Annotated in this window: 14 protein-coding genes; all 14 read left to right on the forward strand. The window is 59.0% G+C overall.

The genetic code is table 11. The features are described 5' to 3' along the window. Positions 1–661, forward strand: a 661-nt coding sequence (locus tag E1297_RS10125; protein ID WP_196223265.1) for a GTPase, incomplete at its 5' end; no start/stop codon positions are given. Further along, positions 661–1,815 (forward strand): glutamate 5-kinase, encoded by a 1,155-nt coding sequence (gene proB / locus E1297_RS10130; RefSeq protein ID WP_155137515.1) that lies wholly within the window; start codon positions 661–663, stop codon positions 1,813–1,815. The genes E1297_RS10125 and proB, both read left to right, overlap by 1 nt. A 42-nt stretch (positions 1,816–1,857) precedes the next feature. Further along, positions 1,858–3,138 (forward strand): glutamate-5-semialdehyde dehydrogenase, encoded by a 1,281-nt coding sequence (locus tag E1297_RS10135; protein ID WP_155137518.1) that lies wholly within the window; start codon positions 1,858–1,860, stop codon positions 3,136–3,138. Then, positions 3,135–3,779 carry a nicotinate-nucleotide adenylyltransferase gene (locus E1297_RS10140; protein ID WP_155137521.1) on the forward strand — a complete coding sequence of 215 codons (645 nt, stop codon included), beginning with the start codon at positions 3,135–3,137 and terminating at the stop codon, positions 3,777–3,779. Before E1297_RS10135 ends, E1297_RS10140 begins: the two co-directional genes overlap by 4 nt. Before the next feature lie 203 nt (positions 3,780–3,982). Next, a complete protein-coding gene (rsfS, locus tag E1297_RS10145; protein WP_155137525.1) occupies positions 3,983–4,393 on the forward strand; it encodes a ribosome silencing factor in 411 nt (136 codons plus the stop codon). Positions 4,394–4,467: 74 nt separating this feature from the next. Next, complete coding sequence (gene rlmH, locus E1297_RS10150) at positions 4,468–4,950, forward strand: 23S rRNA (pseudouridine(1915)-N(3))-methyltransferase RlmH (protein WP_155137528.1); 483 nt, start codon at positions 4,468–4,470, stop codon at positions 4,948–4,950. 181 nt (positions 4,951–5,131) lie between these two features. Next, positions 5,132–6,544, forward strand: a complete 1,413-nt coding sequence (locus E1297_RS10155; RefSeq protein ID WP_209015737.1) for a murein hydrolase activator EnvC — start codon at positions 5,132–5,134, stop codon at positions 6,542–6,544. After that, positions 6,541–7,878, forward strand: a complete 1,338-nt coding sequence (locus E1297_RS10160) for a S41 family peptidase (RefSeq protein WP_155137531.1) — start codon at positions 6,541–6,543, stop codon at positions 7,876–7,878. Before E1297_RS10155 ends, E1297_RS10160 begins: the two co-directional genes overlap by 4 nt. A 128-nt stretch (positions 7,879–8,006) precedes the next feature. Then, positions 8,007–9,167, forward strand: coding sequence for a divergent polysaccharide deacetylase family protein (locus E1297_RS10165; RefSeq protein WP_209015738.1), 1,161 nt, complete (start codon positions 8,007–8,009; stop codon positions 9,165–9,167). Further along, positions 9,164–9,691, forward strand: a complete 528-nt coding sequence (locus E1297_RS10170) for an RNA pyrophosphohydrolase (RefSeq protein ID WP_155137534.1) — start codon at positions 9,164–9,166, stop codon at positions 9,689–9,691. Before E1297_RS10165 ends, E1297_RS10170 begins: the two co-directional genes overlap by 4 nt. A 54-nt stretch (positions 9,692–9,745) precedes the next feature. Next, positions 9,746–10,516: an SDR family NAD(P)-dependent oxidoreductase gene (locus tag E1297_RS10175; protein WP_368669513.1), complete on the forward strand. Its 771-nt coding sequence runs from the start codon at positions 9,746–9,748 to the stop codon at positions 10,514–10,516. A gap of 28 nt (positions 10,517–10,544) precedes the next feature. After that, a complete protein-coding gene (locus E1297_RS10180) occupies positions 10,545–11,462 on the forward strand; it encodes a LysR family transcriptional regulator (protein ID WP_196223266.1) in 918 nt (305 codons plus the stop codon). 97 nt (positions 11,463–11,559) lie between these two features. After that, positions 11,560–13,236 carry an NAD(P)H-dependent oxidoreductase subunit E gene (locus tag E1297_RS10185; RefSeq protein ID WP_155137540.1) on the forward strand — a complete coding sequence of 559 codons (1,677 nt, stop codon included), beginning with the start codon at positions 11,560–11,562 and terminating at the stop codon, positions 13,234–13,236. Beyond that, a complete protein-coding gene (fdhF, locus tag E1297_RS10190; protein ID WP_155137543.1) occupies positions 13,233–16,007 on the forward strand; it encodes a formate dehydrogenase subunit alpha in 2,775 nt (924 codons plus the stop codon). Before E1297_RS10185 ends, fdhF begins: the two co-directional genes overlap by 4 nt. The last annotated feature ends 279 nt before the right edge of the window (positions 16,008–16,286 follow it).

Consider the following 16,286-nt stretch of genomic DNA (forward strand, 5'->3'; position numbering starts at 1 on the left):
TTTCAAATCATCGGTCAATCAGGCGCCGCGCCGTGCCAATCCGGGCCTTGAAGGGCAGGAGAAGTGGATCTGGCTGCGCCTCAAGCTGATTGCGGATGCCGGTCTGGTCGGGTTGCCGAACGCAGGGAAGTCCACCTTTCTGGCAACTGTGTCCGCAGCCAAGCCCAAGATTGCCGACTATCCCTTCACCACCTTGCACCCCAATCTCGGGATCGTGCAAATTGACGGCAACAGCTTTGCGATGGCCGACATTCCGGGCCTGATCGAAGGTGCCCATGAAGGGACGGGTCTTGGCGACCGGTTCCTCGGCCATGTTGAGCGCACCCGGGTGCTCCTCCATCTGGTCGATGGCTCGGGCGAAGAAGATCCGGGTGAAGCCTACCGCGTTGTGCGGGGCGAGTTGGATGCCTATGGCCACGGCTTGCCGGACAAGACGGAAATTGTCGCCCTGTCAAAATGCGATGCGCTGACCGAGGATATGATTGCTGAGAAATCGGCCTCTCTGGAAGCAGTTTGCGGGCAGAAGCCTCTGATCCTGTCGTCCGCAAGCGGCCGCAATGTCGACACCGCCTTGCGGATGATCGCGCGGGCAATCGACAAGGACAAGGAAGACGCGGCCAATGCGGTGCCTTCGCTCAAGGAAGAGAGCTGGCATCCCTGATGGCTGAGACGCGCGCGCTTTCCCGCTATAAGCGGGTGGTGGTGAAGATCGGATCCGCTCTGCTTGTGGGAGATGGAGCGCTCAAACGCGAGTGGCTGGACGCCCTTGTCGGCGACGTGGCCGGCCTCTTGAATGGCGGGGTTGAAGTTCTGATTGTGTCCTCCGGGTCCATTGCCTTGGGGCGGGGGATTTTGGGGTTGCCGCACCGTCCTCTGAAGCTTGAAGAAAGCCAGGCAGCAGCTGCTGCTGGCCAGATCGAACTCGCGAAGGCCTATGCGGATGCGCTTGGAGCGCATGGAAAGCGTGCCGGGCAGATCCTTCTGACCCTCGGGGACACCGAAGAGCGCCGCCGGTATCTGAACGCGCGGGCAACCATCGGGACATTGTTGAAGGTCGGAGCCGTGCCGATCATCAACGAAAACGACTCTGTTGCGACTTCAGAGATCCGTTATGGAGACAATGATCGTCTTGCGGCGCGCGTCGCGACCATGGCGAGCGCGGATTGTCTTGTGCTTCTGTCCGACATTGACGGTCTTTATACCGCCCCTCCGGCCAGCAATCCGGATGCGGTGTTTCTGCCGGAAGTGCCAAGGATCACGGCGGAAATCGAGGCGATGGCGGGCAGTGCCGGTTCGGAACTGTCGCGCGGGGGCATGAAGACCAAGATTGACGCGGGCAAGATCGCGACGGCGGCGGGCACGGCAATGGTGATCACGTCCGGCAAGGCGCTTCATCCGCTCAGCCGTCTCGAAAATGGCGCGCGGGCAACCTGGTTCCCGGCTTTGGCGTCACCGGCCTCCGCCCGTAAGGCCTGGATCGGTGGTCATCTGGAACCGCACGGGCAAATCGTTCTGGATCAGGGGGCCGTCAAGGCGCTGTGCTCCGGCAAGAGTCTACTGCCTGCCGGAGTGACGGCAGCTCGCGGGCGGTTTTCCCGTGGGGATGCGATCGAGATCCTTGATCCGGATGGGTGCGTGATCGGCCGCGGTCTGGTGGCTTATGATCATGAAGAGGCAAGCATGATCGCCGGGCGCAACAGTCGCGAAATCGAAGCGATTGTCGGCTATCCGGGCCGGGCGGAGATGGTCCATCGGGACGATCTGGTGCTGGATGACGCATTTTTTGACAAGCGCGGCGAGACAAGCGAAACCTAGCAGGCCGGATCGCTCCGGGGTACAGTTTTGGGATGTGATTGAATGTTGGAAAAAGTCGAAACGCCTTCATTGGGCGAACTGATGCAGGATTTGGGACAGCGCGCCCGCGCGGCTGCACGGATACTGGCGACCGCTCCAACGGACAAGAAAAACGCGGCACTTCAGTCCATGGCCAATGCCATCCGGTCGGCCGCGCCCCAAATTCTGGAGGGCAACAAGCGCGATCTGGAGACCATGCAGGCCAATGGCCAGACCGGTGCGTTTCTCGATCGCGGAACCTTGACCGAAACCCGGATCGAGGAAATCGCCCAGGCGCTGGAGGCAATCGTCGCGCTCGACGACCCAGTCGGCAGTGTCATCGCGGCCTGGGACCGGCCCAACGGGCTGAATATCCAGCGCGTGCGCACGCCGCTTGGCGTCATCGGCGTGATCTATGAAAGCCGGCCCAATGTCACGGCCGATGCGGGTGCCCTTTGCCTGAAGGCTGGCAATGCGGTGATCTTGCGCGGGGGCTCCGACACCATCCATTCCAACAAGGCAATCCATCTGGCGCTGCAGGCGGGACTTGCAGCAGCCGGTCTGCCTGAAGATGCGATCCAGATGGTTCCGGTAACCGACCGCGCAGCGGTTGGCGAGATGCTGTCCGGATTGAACGGCAATCTCGACGTCATTGTCCCGCGTGGCGGCAAGAGCCTTGTGGCGCGTGTCCAATCGGAAGCCCGTGTTCCGGTCTTTGCGCATCTGGAAGGGCTGGTCCACATCTTCATCGACAAGGCTGCGGATGCTCAGCGCGCCAAGGAGATCGTGCTCAATTCGAAAATGCGCCGGACAGGCATATGCGGATCAGCCGAAACTCTGCTCGTGCATGAGGCGGTTGCCGGGTCAATCTTGCCGGAGATCCTGCAGCGGCTTCAGGAAATGGGCTGCGAAATCCGCGGCGATGAGACCGTGCAGGGTCTTTTGAAAGGGATTGTCCCTGCGACGCCTGAAGACTGGATCACGGAATATCTCGACAAGATCCTGGCCGTGAAAGTGGTGCCGGACTTAGAGGGCGCGATGGACCACATCGCGGTCTACAGCTCAAACCACACTGATTGTATTGTGACGGAAGACAAGACGGCGGCGGAGACTTTTCTTTCGGAAGTGGATTCGGCGATCGTATTGCACAATGCCTCGACCCAGTTTGCCGATGGCGGCGAGTTCGGTATGGGGGCGGAGATCGGTATTGCGACCGGCCGGATGCATGCGCGTGGACCTGTCGGCGTCGAGCAACTGACCAGCTTCAAGTACCAGGTACGTGGCGAGGGTCAAACCCGTCCATGAACTTTCCGAACATCGTTCGCCCGGCCACCGCTGATTGGCTGAAACTGCCGCATGCGGAACCGGGCAACCGGATCGGCCTGTTTGGCGGATCGTTCAATCCGCCGCATTCCGGCCACGCCCTAGTAGCGTCGACGGTCATGAAGCGTTTGGGACTTGATCAGGTCTGGTGGCTTGTCACACCGGGCAACCCGCTCAAGGATCACTCGGAACTTGCGCCGCTCGAAATGCGGATCCACATGACCAGCGCTTTGGCAGACCATCCGCGCATGAAAGTGACGGCATATGAGTCGGTGATCGGTACGCCTTACACCGCCCGCACGATCGAGATGCTTCGTGTGATCCGGCCGTCTCTGCGATTCGTGTGGGTTATGGGTGCTGACAACCTTGCAAGCTTTCACAAGTGGCAAAACTGGCGATCCATTCTGGATCTTGTGCCGGTGGCGATTGTTGACCGGCCTGGAGCGTCCTTGTCGGTTCTGTCGGCTCCCATGGCGCAAGCCTATGAAAAGCATCGGCTTCCCGAAGAAGACGCGGCCTTGTTGCCTGACATGAAGCCGCCGTTCTGGACTTTCTTGCACACACAGCTGGATGAGAACTCGTCGACCCACCTGAGAAAACGTGGGCGTTTGGCATGCCTTTGAAGTTTGCCGCGCCGCGCTGCGTCTTGAAAATGCCAAGGTGGAGGCGTAGAATTTTGATGATCGCGAACGAATGCGATTGAGGTACGGTCATCGCTCCAACCCCTGTCGAGGTCGCTCAGACATATGTTTTTCACATGCCTTTGCAATTGCCGAGACAGCCGTGTTCGGGGCAGAAACCAAGGCGAAAGGCATATAACCTGACCATGACCTTTGAAAGCGAGGGGGCTATCAAGTCCGCTCCTGCACAGGCTTCCGTAAGCGCAGATCTTGCGGCGGACCTGATCACCACTGTCCTTGCAAGTCTCGACGATTCCAAGGCCGAGGACATTGTTACTCTCGATATCGCAGGCAAAAGCGCACTCGCGGACCAGATGGTTATTGTATCTGGCCGGTCACACCGGCATGTCGGTGCGATCGCAGATCATCTGCTTCGGGATCTGAAAGCTGCCGGTGAACGCGGTGCAACTGTCGAGGGACAAAACACTTGCGACTGGGTGCTGATCGATGCTGGAGATGTGATCGTTCATATCTTTCGGCCGGAGGTTCGGGGATTCTACAATCTTGAAAAGATGTGGGCGGCAGAACCGGACGAAGCGCCACAATATATCGGCTGATTTGCTCGTTTAGAGTGGTTGCTGCGTATTGACGTGATTGAACAACCGGCTGCGGAGTCCGGTGTAAGGTATTTATGCGCTTTATGATCGCCTGTATCGGACGAATGAAGGCCGGTGCCGAGAAAGACTTGTGCGACCGCTATCTGGACAGATCCCTCAAATCCGGACGTGCTCTCGGCATTACCGCCGTGAAGGTGGTGGAATTTCCCGAAAGCCGGGCCCAAAGGGTTGATGAACGCAAATCCGAGGAAGCAGGCACGCTGCTGGCGGCCGTGCCGGATGGAGCACGATTGGTCGCCCTCGACGAGCACGGCAAGGGGCTCTCATCTGTCGAGTTCAGCCAACGTCTCGAGGCTTGGCGAAATGACAGTGTGGGGGATGTTGTCTTCGCAATTGGTGGCGCGGATGGTCATGGCAATGCGCTGGTGAAGCGTGCTGACGTGAAACTCTCACTTGGCGCAATGACCTGGCCGCATCAGATCGCGCGGATTTTGCTGGCGGAGCAGATTTATCGCGCAATGACCATCCAGACCGGGCATCCCTACCACCGGGTGTGACCGGATTTGGTATGTTTCTTTCAAATAATATAGAAATCGGCAAACAAAATGAAAGCCTGCCCGCTTGTCGCCTCATTCGGTGCGTACCGCTACGGTATCTCTGGGGAAGCAGAATTCGCCAGGTGGTCATTGTGTGCGGTTGGTAAAGGCTTCCTTAATACCGAACTGGTAATGGGGTGACATGGCACGCAATTGGCGCATCACCGGACGGATTCGACAGAGGCCGATGTTGGGCGAGGGGCAGGAAAAAAAATACCCTTTTGCTTTCGGAATTGGTCTCTGGGCATTGATTGCGGGGACTGTCATGGCGCCTGTTGCGCTTGCCGTTGAAAAAGCGCCGGAACCAGCGGACACCGAAACGGCCGCTGAGGTTTCCGAGGCTTTGACTCGCAAGAAAATGCGAGAGGCGGAACTAACCGAACTGACGCGTGATATCCGCTTGTCCAATGACCGGCGGGCCGAAATCAATTCTGAAATTGCGGCGCTGGATCGGGACCGTGAAACCCTGAACGGCAGGATTTTGCGGACAGCGGATCGTATCAAAGGTCTGGAGACCGAGTTGTCCGACACCGAAAGGCGTTTGAGGCGGCTGGGGGAAAACGAGGATACGGTCCGGGCTTCTCTGTACCACCGCCGCGGTGTCCTGACAGAAGTCCTGGCGGCGCTTCAGCGTATAGGGCGGCGTCCTCCTCCGGCTTTGGCCGTGCGCCCAAGTGACGCGCTGTCCGCCGTCAGAAGCGCCATCCTGTTGAACGCGGTGATGCCGGATCTGCGAGTGGAAACCGAAGCCCTTGCGGAAGACCTGGAGGAACTGCAGCGGCTGAAATCCGTAATCGCCCGCGAAAAGGTGACGTTGAAAGGCGATGCCGTCCGGTTGGCCGAAGAAAAGTCGCGTCTGGAATTGCTGTTAAGCGCCAAACGGAACCAGCGGACCAAGACGGCTCAGCAACTGGAGCAGGAAACGCGGCGGGCGGAAATTCTTGCTGAACGCGCCGGGTCTCTTAAGGAATTGATTGCAAAGCTCGAAAGCGAAATCGAAAGCGCACGCGAAGCTGCCGAAAAATCCCGTCAGGCGGAGCTAGAGGCAAAGCGCGGCGGCCGAAAACAATTCGACCCGTTTAACGATCCCGGGCGTTTGGCGCCCGCCATCCAGTTTGTCGATGCGCGCGGGCAACTCCCGATGCCGGTCGCCGGAACGTTGCTGCGGGAGTTTGGCGACAAGGATGATTTCGGCACGCTGACCGAAGGCCAGTCGTTTGCAACCCGGGCTGGATCCGGGATTACCGCTCCTGCAGATGGATGGGTTGTTTATGCCGGCCCGTTCCGGTCCTACGGACAGCTCTTGATCCTGAACACGGGTGGCGGGTACCATGTCTTGCTGGCAGGTATGGAAAGAATTGACGCCGAGCTGGGGCAATTTGTTTTGGCGGGGGAGCCGGTCGGGGAAATGGGCGCAACAAAATGGGCCAGTGCTTCGACAATCGGTCTGGGGTCATCCCAGCCAATACTGTATGTTGAATTTCGGAAGGATGGACGTGCGATAGATCCCGCGCCATGGTGGGCCCGCACGGAACAAGAAAAGGCTCGCGGATGATAAGAAAAGCTTCCTTGCTGCTCGTCGGCGCCGTCATGGGCGCGGCTGCGGTGACGACACTGGCACAGGTTCCCTTTCACGTGTCGGATGCGGCCAATGCTGCAGCCTCCGACACCTACAGGCAATTGAACCTGTTCGGTGACGTTTTCGAGCGTGTCCGGTCCGATTATGTCGAAGTTCCTGATGACGCTGAGCTGATCGAGAGCGCGATCAACGGCATGTTGACCTCGCTCGACCCGCATTCCAGCTACATGTCGCCGAAGAGTTTCCGCGATATGCAGGTGCAGACGCGCGGTGAGTTCGGCGGTCTGGGGATTGAAGTGACGATGGAAGACGGTCTGGTCAAGGTTGTCTCGCCAATTGACGATACACCCGCCTTCAAGGCTGGAATTCTGGCAGGCGACCTGATCACATATATCGATGGCGAGCAGGTTCAGGGGCTTACCCTTAACGAGGCTGTCGAGAAAATGCGCGGTCCGGTCGATACGGACATTGTCGTGACCGTTCGCCGCGACGGCGCCGCAGAACCGTTTGACGTGACCATCACCCGGGACATTATCCGTATCCGTTCGGTTCGTTGGCGTGAGGAAGATGACGTCGGATATATCCGTGTGACCCAGTTCAACGAGCAGACCTATGACGGATTGAAGCGCGCCATTGACGAAATCTCCGCCGATATCGGCGAAGACAAGTTGAAGGGCTACATCATCGATCTGCGCAACAATCCCGGCGGATTGCTGGATCAGGCGATCGCCGTATCCGATGCATTCCTCGATCGTGGCGAGATCGTTTCGACACGCGGGCGCAATTCCGACGAGACGCAGCGTTACAACGCAAGGGCTGGAGATCTGACGGACGGTGAACCTGTTATCGTTCTGGTGAATGGCGGCTCGGCATCTGCTTCGGAGATTGTGGCGGGTGCGCTTCAGGATCACCGCCGGGCGACCGTCCTTGGCACCCGGTCCTTCGGCAAGGGCTCGGTCCAGACGATCATTCCGCTCGGTGCGAATGGTGCAATCCGGCTGACAACAGCCCGGTATTACACACCGTCGGGAACCTCCATCCAGGCCAAGGGCATCGTGCCGGATATTGAAGCCTTGCAGGATTTGCCGGATGATCTCGTCGGCCGTGCGGAAACAAAGGGCGAGGCCGGATTGCGTGGCCATCTGGAAAGTGAAGAAGATGGCGAGGAAGCTTCCGGCAGCCAGGCTTATGTTCCGGCCGACCCGGATGAGGACACGCAGTTGAAGCTGGCACTTGATCTCTTGCGCGGGGTGCAAATCAACAGCGCTTTCCCGCCACTCGGTGACAATCAGGCAGCTGTTCCGAACTGATCGGCTGATAATCTTTTGAAAATGGCGCCGTTTACTGACGGCGCCATTCTCTTTTATGTGTTTCCATGTCTATCTTGTAAGTTGTTATCGACTCGGTCTCTCACTGAGACTTTTGACAATGGGATACCATGGCAAGCGAAGATCTTTCCGCTCCCCTTGGAATGGGAAAACGGCGTCTGGTGCGCCTTCCCTTCGGACTGATAGGGGCCGGGATTATCACTGTTGTCTTCACGACAGCAGCAATCTGGATGAGTGTTGTCGACGACCCGCATGGGGGTGAACCGACAGCCACCATATCCCTGGACCATGCGGTCCAGGGGGTCACGCAACATGACATCGGCGTTGTCGGGATCGAGCCGGGCGTGATGGATGATCTCGGGCCCAGCCTGCGGGCTCCGGAAAAACCTGACCCGCTGGGGCCGCGTTATGCTTCTGATGCGTTGGAAGAGGGAACAAGGTCCAACGAAGCCGTCAAGGGTCTTTCAACGAAGCCTGACCAAAGGATTTCGGAAACGTCCGCCCACGGGCTGTTGCCCAAGGTCGATGATACAAGTCTCCGGCCATTGGATGTTTACGCAAGGCCCGCTGAGAACGCCTTTTCCTCGTCACCGAAGATTGCAGTTGTGGTTGGCGGCGTGGGACTGAACACGGCCTGGGCGCAGACGGCCGTCGACCGGCTTCCGGTGGATGTGACCCTTGCGATGGCGCCTTACGGCACAAGCCTTGAGCTGTTGATGCAACGCGCGCGCAGCAAGGGACATGAACTGCTTCTGCAAGTGCCACTCGAACCCTTTGATTTTCCGGACAATGATCCCGGACCTCACACGTTGCTGGTCAGCCTGCCCGAGGACGAGATGCTGGACCGGCTGAATTGGCTGATGGCGCGAACCACCAATTATGTCGGTTTGATCAACACCATGGGCGCCAGGTTCACGTCGACCGGTTCTTCCCTTCAGCTGTTTCTGGAAGAATTGAAGATGCGCGGGTTGATGTTTGCCGACAATGGTGGGTCCTCGCGATCCATTGCAGCGGAGGTCGCGAAAGAAGTTCAAACACCGTTTAGCGGTACGGATGTGGTGCTTGATGACGTGCCGCGGGCTGACGCGATTGATGCAAAGCTGCTGCAACTGGAAGCGATTGCGCGCGAGCGCGGCGTTGCCGTTGCATCTGCGAGCGCGTTGCCGGTAACTATTGCCCGGATCGAAGAATGGGCGCGTGACCTCGAGGAGCGGGGTCTGCAGCTTGTACCGGTCAGTGCAACGATTGACAGACAGGACCCGGTAAGATGACGTCCAAACTCGGTGCGGATTTTCCACCCGCGATCGACAACATTCCCTATCGGCCTTGCGTCGGCATCATGTTGCTGAACCGGGAAGGGCTTGTTTGGATCGGGAAGCGGGATGATGGCAATGGTGCGTCCGAATACCAGTTTTCATGGCAGATGCCGCAGGGGGGGATCGACCTCAAGGAAGATCCGCGCGAGGCGGCTTTACGCGAGCTCTACGAAGAGACCTCCATTCGGAACGTCACTGTCCTGGCCGAAGCGCCGGGTTGGCTGAGCTACGACTACCCCGAGGACGTGATGAAGACCTCGCGCAAGGGTAAGTATCGCGGTCAGGCGCAGAAGTGGTTTGCGTTCCGCTTTGAAGGGCATGAGGACGAAATCAATGTTCTTGCACCGCCGGACGGCCACAAGGCCGAGTTTGGTGCCTGGCGGTGGGAGCGGGCTGAAAATCTTCCGGAGTTGATTGTCCCCTTCAAACGTCCGGTCTACAGCGCCGTTGTGGCAGCATTTCATCACCTGACGGCTTGACTTCAGCGCTTTTCTCCCGTGCCATCTCTGTGGTCTGAAAAGGGAGGAAGCAGCGTGGGGGCGCTTGGAGAACTTGCGGGTAAACGGATCTTGATCACAGGCGCTTCCAGCGGTTTGGGGCGCCATTTTGCCAAAGTCTGCGCTGAAAGCGGGGCAGCAATTGCCATTGCAGCGCGGCGGACAGAGAAGCTGGAAGAACTGGCTCAGGAGCTTCAGCAACTGGGAGCGGCCGATGCCCTGCCGATTCATCTCGATGTCTCAGATGAAAGTTCTGTCGATGATGCTGTGAATGAAGTCACGGACGCCTTGGGCGGTCTGGACGTTCTGGTCAACAATGCCGGCACTGCACGGGACGGGTCGCCGCTCAATCAGACGGTTGAGGACTTCGACGCGATCATGTCCGTGAACCTGCGTGGGGTCTGGTTGATGGCGGTTGCTTGCGGCAATTACTGGCGGGACGAAGGGCAGGCCGGGACCATTGTAAACATCGCTTCGATCCTCGGGCTGCATCCGGGCTCTGGCGTCGCTGCCTATGCGGTTTCCAAGGCCGGGGTCGTTCAAATGACCAAGGCTCTGGCACTCGATCTCGCCCGTCACAACATTCGCGTCAACGCTCTGGCGCCCGGCTACTTCGAGACGGACCTCAATGCAGGCTTGTTCGAGACCTCTTTTGGCCAGAAGATGGTTTCGCGCATTCCGATGAAACGCATCGGGTCGTATAGTGACCTGGACGGGCCGTTTCTGCTGCTTGCAAGCGATGCGAGCCGCTATATGACCGGGGCCATTGTTCCGGTTGATGGTGGTCATCTTGTGTCTTCGCTGTGACCGGCGGACAGGGATAGCGATAAAAGACATGGAACGCCTGCCTCCTTATGATCTGGTTGACCTCCGGCTATTGATTGCGCTTGCCGAACACAAGCATTTTGCCCGGGCGGCCGACGCCTGTGCTTTGTCGCAGCCGGCTCTGTCTGCAAGGATCCAGAGACTGGAGGCCTCTCTCGGAACACCGCTGATTTTTCGCGGCAAGCGTTTTGAAGGTTTTACGCCGGATGGCGAGCTTGCGCTTGGCTGGGCAAGGCGAATCCTGTCCGACTGCTCCGGTCTGGTGCAGGAAATCCGGGCCGAAGAACAGGGCGCTCACGGGACATTGCGCATTGGTGTTGTGCCGTCTGTTACGCCGTTTGCGGGGCGGTTGAGCGGGATAATGGCGGAAAAGCATCCCAATTTGATGCCGCAGGTCCTTTCGCTGTCCTCCATGGCGATCAAGGCGGGACTTGCGGATTTCTCTCTTCATGCGGGGATTACATATCTGGACACCGAAGGTCTGGACCCGGTCGACGAGTTGCCTGCCAACAGCCGGTACCTGTTCACCGAGACCTATTGCCTCGTGGCGCGGCCGGAATGTGTTCAAGGTGCCCAGACCTCTGTGAGCTGGAAGGCGGCCGCCAAGTTGCCCATGGGACTTCTGACAACGGACATGCAGAACCGGCGGATCATCAACACTGCATTCCGGCGTGTTGCAACGGAACCGAACCTCCGCTTCGAATCAAACAGTTTCAACGCGATTCTTGCCATGGTGCGCGATCGGGGGTTTGCAACGATCCTGCCCCGTCAACAGGTTGACGCGGGGCTGATTGAAGGGCTGCATGTCTGGGATCTGGTCGAGCCGCAAATCGAGGCCCGCATCGGTCTGGTCATTCCCCAACGGGAGCCGATCCTGCCCGTGACGCGTGCATTGCTGCAGTGCATTGAAACCATGAATGTTTCTTGATCATCCCGGCTGATCGACCGATATAAAATCACGATTTGAAGTTATCAATTCAAGGGCCGATTTCTGGTTGAAAACAAGCCAGCCAGAGAGACACGCCATGACATTCGGCAAGGGGCTTCGCCGGAAGCCGTCCCAGCCAAAAGGCCGCCAGCTTGATGAGATCGCCCTTGACGAGGTGCGTGCTCTTTTGGGCGACGAGCCGCGCCGCCGGGACTTGTTAATCGAACATCTTCACAAGATTCAGGATGCTTATGGGCATTTGTCAGCCGCACACTTGCGGGCGTTGGCAGAGGAAATGCGCCTTTCGCAAGCCGAAGTCTATGAAGTTGCCAGCTTCTACCATCACTTCGACATCGTGCGCGAAGGCGGACAGGCGCCTGCACCGCTAACCGTCCGGGTTTGCGACAGCGTGGCGTGTTCGCTGAAAGGTGCGGATGCGCTTGCGGCGGCGCTGGAGACAGGGCTCGATCCCGCGAAGGTTCGGGTTCAGAAAGTTCCCTGTATCGGAAGATGCGCGGCGGCACCCGCTGTTCAGATCGGCAAGCGTGCGGTCGACAAGGCCAGCGAATTGTCTGTCCGGGCGGCACTTTTTGAAGGCACGACCGCGCCCGAGATTGCCAGCTACACGGCTCTGGAAGCCTACCGCGCCGATGGCGGCTACCAGACACTTGAAAAAGTGAGGTCCGGCGCGCTGGATGCTGCGACGATTGCAGACAAGGCTCTGGAAGCCGGATTGCGTGGTCTGGGCGGGGCAGGGTTTCCGACCGGCACCAAATGGAAGATCGTCAACGATCTGCCCGGCCCGAAATACCTGACCATCAACGGCGACGAGGGCGAGCCGGGCACTTTCAAGGACCGCTATCATCTGGAGCGCGACCCGCACCGGTTGCTGGAAGGAGCCTTGATCGCAGCACATGCCATCAAGGCCGAGCGCATCTATCTTTATATGCGCGACGAGTATCCGGCCGTGCTTGAGATATTGAGCAGGGAAATCGCGGCACTTCGCGAAAGCGGCATCATTTCCACGATTGATATCGAGCTGCGCCGTGGCGCGGGGGCCTATATCTGCGGCGAAGAAAGCGCGATGATCGAGTCGATTGAAGGCAAGCGCGGGTTGCCGCGCCATCGTCCGCCTTTCATTGCACAGGTCGGCCTTTTTGGCCAGCCGACCCTGAACCACAATGTCGAAACCCTGTTCTGGATTCGCGATATCATCGAAAAGGGACCGGAGTGGTTTGCCTCCCAGGGGCGGCGCGGACACAAGGGCTTCCGGTCGTTTTCCGTCTCGGGACGGGTCAAGAACCCCGGCGTGAAACTTGCCCCGGCCGGTATCACCATGAACGAACTGCTGAACGAGTTCTGCGGCGGCATGGAGGATGACCATGCGTTCAAGGGGTATCTCCCGGGCGGAGCATCCGGCGGTATTTTGCCGGCATCATTGGCTGATGAGCCGCTCGACTTCGGCACCCTCGACAAGCACGGCTGCTTTATCGGAAGTCACGCCATCGTCGTGTTCTCCGATCACGACGACATGCGCGATGTGGCTTTGAACCTGATGCGGTTTTTCAAACATGAAAGCTGTGGCCAATGCACGCCCTGCCGGTCGGGTACCGAAAAGATGGTGACCCTTTTGGAAGAGCAATCGTGGGACGAGAGCAAGGTCGCCGATTTGGATGCGGTGATGCGTTCTGCTTCTATTTGCGGCCTCGGACAGGCAGCCGCGAATCCGGTTGCCTCGGTGTTTAAGTTCTTTCCGGAGGAGTTTGGCAAATGAGCTCCGAAACAAGGTTCACACTCAATGACCGTGAGGTCGTTGCACAGGAAGGCGAAACCATCTGGCAGGTTGCCAAGCGCGAAGGCGTGGGGATCCCGCATCTTTGCCACAAGGACGCGCCGGGCTACCGTTCCGACGGAAATTGCCGCGCCTGTATGGTTGATATCGAGGGCGAACGGACGCTGACAGCCTCGTGTATTCGCACTCCGAGCGAAGGCATGGTGGTGCGCACGGAGACCGAACGGGCGTCCAAAGCGCGCGAAATGGTGTTCGAGCTGCTTGTTGCGGACCAGCCGAGCCGGGAACACCACCCGAACCCCGAAAGTGATTTCTGGACGTGGTCCGAGCGGGTGGGGGTGACGTCGAGCCGGTATTCGCCTTGCGCAAAACCGGTGCAGGACATTTCCCACCCGGCGATAGCGGTCAATCTGGACGCCTGCATCGCATGTAATCTGTGCGAGCGCGCCTGCCGCGAAGTGCAAGTCAATGATGTGATCGGGATGGGAGATCGCGGTTCGCACAGTGCCCCGATTTTCGATTTGGCCGACCCGATGGGATTGTCGACCTGCGTGGCCTGTGGCGAGTGCGTGTCTGCTTGCCCGACCGGTGCCCTGATGGAAAAGAGCCTGCTTGATGACACTGCGAGCAAGCGCGAAGTCTATCCGGAAGAGACTATCGACAGTGTTTGCCCGTTCTGCGGCGTCGGCTGCCTGACGTCCGTTTCGGTGAAGGACGGCAGGATCGTCAAGGTCGAAGGGCGGGATGGTCCGGCCAACGAAAACCGGCTGTGCGTCAAGGGCCGCTTCGGCTTCGACTATGTGTCGAGCCCGGAGCGTCTCACCAAACCGCTGATCCGGCGGGACGATGCCCCGAAATCGGCAAGCATCTCCCTGACGCGGGACAACTATCTTGATGTGTTCCGCGAGGCGACATGGGAAGAGGCGCTCGACCGGGCGGCGCAAGGCCTGAAGACATCTCTGGACGCCAAGGGCGGGGCGGGCATTGCCGGCTTCGGGTCCGCCAAGGGCTCCAATGAGGAAGCCTATCTGTTCCAGAAGTTCATCCGGCAGGGCTTCCAGACCAACAATGTCGACCACTGCACCCGGTTGTGCCATGCATCGTCCGTTGCAGCCCTCATGGAAGGCATCGGATCCGGTGCGGTGACGGCACCGTTCAATGCTGCCATGGATGCCGACTGCATGATTGTCATCGGTGCGCGGCCGGAACAGAACCACCCGGTTGCGGCCACCTATATCAAGCAGGCGGCAAGGAACGGCGCCAAGCTGATTGTCATGGATCCGCGCGGTCAAGGCCTGATGCGCCATGCGGACTACGGGCTCAAGTTCAAGCCCGGCACCGACGTGGCCATGCTGAGCGCGATCCTGAACGTCATCATCAGCGAAAAATTATATGATGAGCAATACATAGCGGCCCATGTGGAAGGCTTCGAAGCCCTGAAGGAAAAGAACCGGGAGTTCACGCCCGAAGCCATGGAACCGGTCTGCGGCATTCCGGCCGCGACCCTGCGTGAGGTGGCAAGGCTTTATGCCACATCCGCCAAGTCAATCATCTTCTGGGGCATGGGTGTTTCCCAGCATGTGCATGGCACGGACAATGTCCGCTGCCTGATTGCAATGGCCCTGACCACCGGCCAGATCGGCCGTCCGGGCACGGGCCTGCATCCCTTGCGCGGTCAGAACAACGTGCAGGGCGCGTCGGATGCCGGTCTGATTCCGATGGTGTTTCCGGACTACCGGTCGGTGGAAAATCCGGACATCCGGGCAGAGTTCGAGGATGCCTGGGGGCGGACGCTCGATCCGGCGCGTGGTCTGACGGTTGTCGAGATCATGGACGACATTCTCGCAGGCGGTATCGAGGCGATGTATGTCATGGGCGAAAACCCGGCCATGTCGGACCCGGACCAGAATCATGCCCGCAAGGCGCTCGCAAGTCTCAAGCATCTGGTGGTGCAGGATATCTTCCTGACCGAAACCGCCTGGCATGCAGATGTGATCCTGCCGGCTTCTGCCCATGCGGAAAAACTCGGCACCTACACCAACACCAACCGTCAGGTACAGATCGGCCGGCCTTGCGTGCCGATGCCGGGTGAAGCACGGGCGGATTGGGAGTTGATTGTGGCGCTTGCCAACCGCATGGGGCTTGGCTGGTCCTATGACGGTGTTCCGGCGATCTATGAGGAAATGCGCTCGTACATGAACTCGCTTTCCAACATTTCGTGGCAGCGGCTGGAAACCGAAGGAACGGTGACATATCCGGCGGATGCGCCGGACAAGCCCGGCAATGAAATCCTGTTCGGTCAATCCTTCCCGACCGCCGATGGCCGGGGCAAGATCGTACCGACCGATCTGGTGCCGCCAGACGAGGTGCCGGACGAGGAGTTCCCATTGGTGCTGACCACGGGCCGCATGCTGGAGCATTGGCATACCGGGGCCATGACCCGCCGGGCCAATGTGCTGAACGCGATCGAGCCCGAACCGGTGGTGTCGATGAACCCGGGTGATATCAAGATGCAGGGGTTGGACATCGGGCAGCAGGTGACAGTGGAGACACGGCGCGGTGCCATCACGCTCACACTCCGGGCCGACCGGGATGTGTCCAGCGGCATGCTGTTCATTCCGTTCTGTTTCTTCGAGGCGCCCGCCAACTTCCTGACCAATCCGCAGCTTGATCCCTTCGGCAAGATCCCCGAGTTCAAGTTTTGCGCGGCCCGGATTTCCCCGGCGCATGAGCATCTGGTCGCCGCCGAATAAGCGGCTGCACAAATCTGGAGCCGGGGGCTTGCCTTCCCGGCCCGAAGCGCAAAGTTCCCTTTGCATATCCAATATGTGCAGAGGCAAGCTATGCGCTTTTTCATTGTACCGGTGCTGCTTTTAAACGGTGTCCTTTTGACAGCGTGCCAAAGCACGCCGTCAGACAAGCCGTCATCACCGTCTTCGATCGGTCAGGGATATTAGAGCGTCGGGCGCATATTCTGTATCCTTTTCGGGGTCCCCTCTTGGTTTTCCATAGGCTTGGCTTCAAACCTCCGT

Source organism: Roseibium sp. RKSG952, assembly GCF_009711355.1.

What these genes read in the sequence shown, in the direction of transcription:
- proB (WP_155137515.1), top strand. Translation starts at nt 661, where the DNA reads ATGGCTGAGACGCGCGCGCTTTCCCGCTATAAGCGGGTGGTGGTGAAG.
- E1297_RS10135 (WP_155137518.1), top strand. Translation starts at nt 1,858, where the DNA reads ATGTTGGAAAAAGTCGAAACGCCTTCATTGGGCGAACTGATGCAGGAT.
- E1297_RS10140 (WP_155137521.1), top strand. Translation starts at nt 3,135, where the DNA reads ATGAACTTTCCGAACATCGTTCGCCCGGCCACCGCTGATTGGCTGAAA.
- rsfS (WP_155137525.1), top strand. Translation starts at nt 3,983, where the DNA reads ATGACCTTTGAAAGCGAGGGGGCTATCAAGTCCGCTCCTGCACAGGCT.
- rlmH (WP_155137528.1), top strand. Translation starts at nt 4,468, where the DNA reads ATGCGCTTTATGATCGCCTGTATCGGACGAATGAAGGCCGGTGCCGAG.
- E1297_RS10155 (WP_209015737.1), top strand. Translation starts at nt 5,132, where the DNA reads ATGGCACGCAATTGGCGCATCACCGGACGGATTCGACAGAGGCCGATG.
- E1297_RS10160 (WP_155137531.1), top strand. Translation starts at nt 6,541, where the DNA reads ATGATAAGAAAAGCTTCCTTGCTGCTCGTCGGCGCCGTCATGGGCGCG.
- E1297_RS10165 (WP_209015738.1), top strand. Translation starts at nt 8,007, where the DNA reads ATGGCAAGCGAAGATCTTTCCGCTCCCCTTGGAATGGGAAAACGGCGT.
- E1297_RS10170 (WP_155137534.1), top strand. Translation starts at nt 9,164, where the DNA reads ATGACGTCCAAACTCGGTGCGGATTTTCCACCCGCGATCGACAACATT.
- E1297_RS10180 (WP_196223266.1), top strand. Translation starts at nt 10,545, where the DNA reads ATGGAACGCCTGCCTCCTTATGATCTGGTTGACCTCCGGCTATTGATT.
- E1297_RS10185 (WP_155137540.1), top strand. Translation starts at nt 11,560, where the DNA reads ATGACATTCGGCAAGGGGCTTCGCCGGAAGCCGTCCCAGCCAAAAGGC.
- fdhF (WP_155137543.1), top strand. Translation starts at nt 13,233, where the DNA reads ATGAGCTCCGAAACAAGGTTCACACTCAATGACCGTGAGGTCGTTGCA.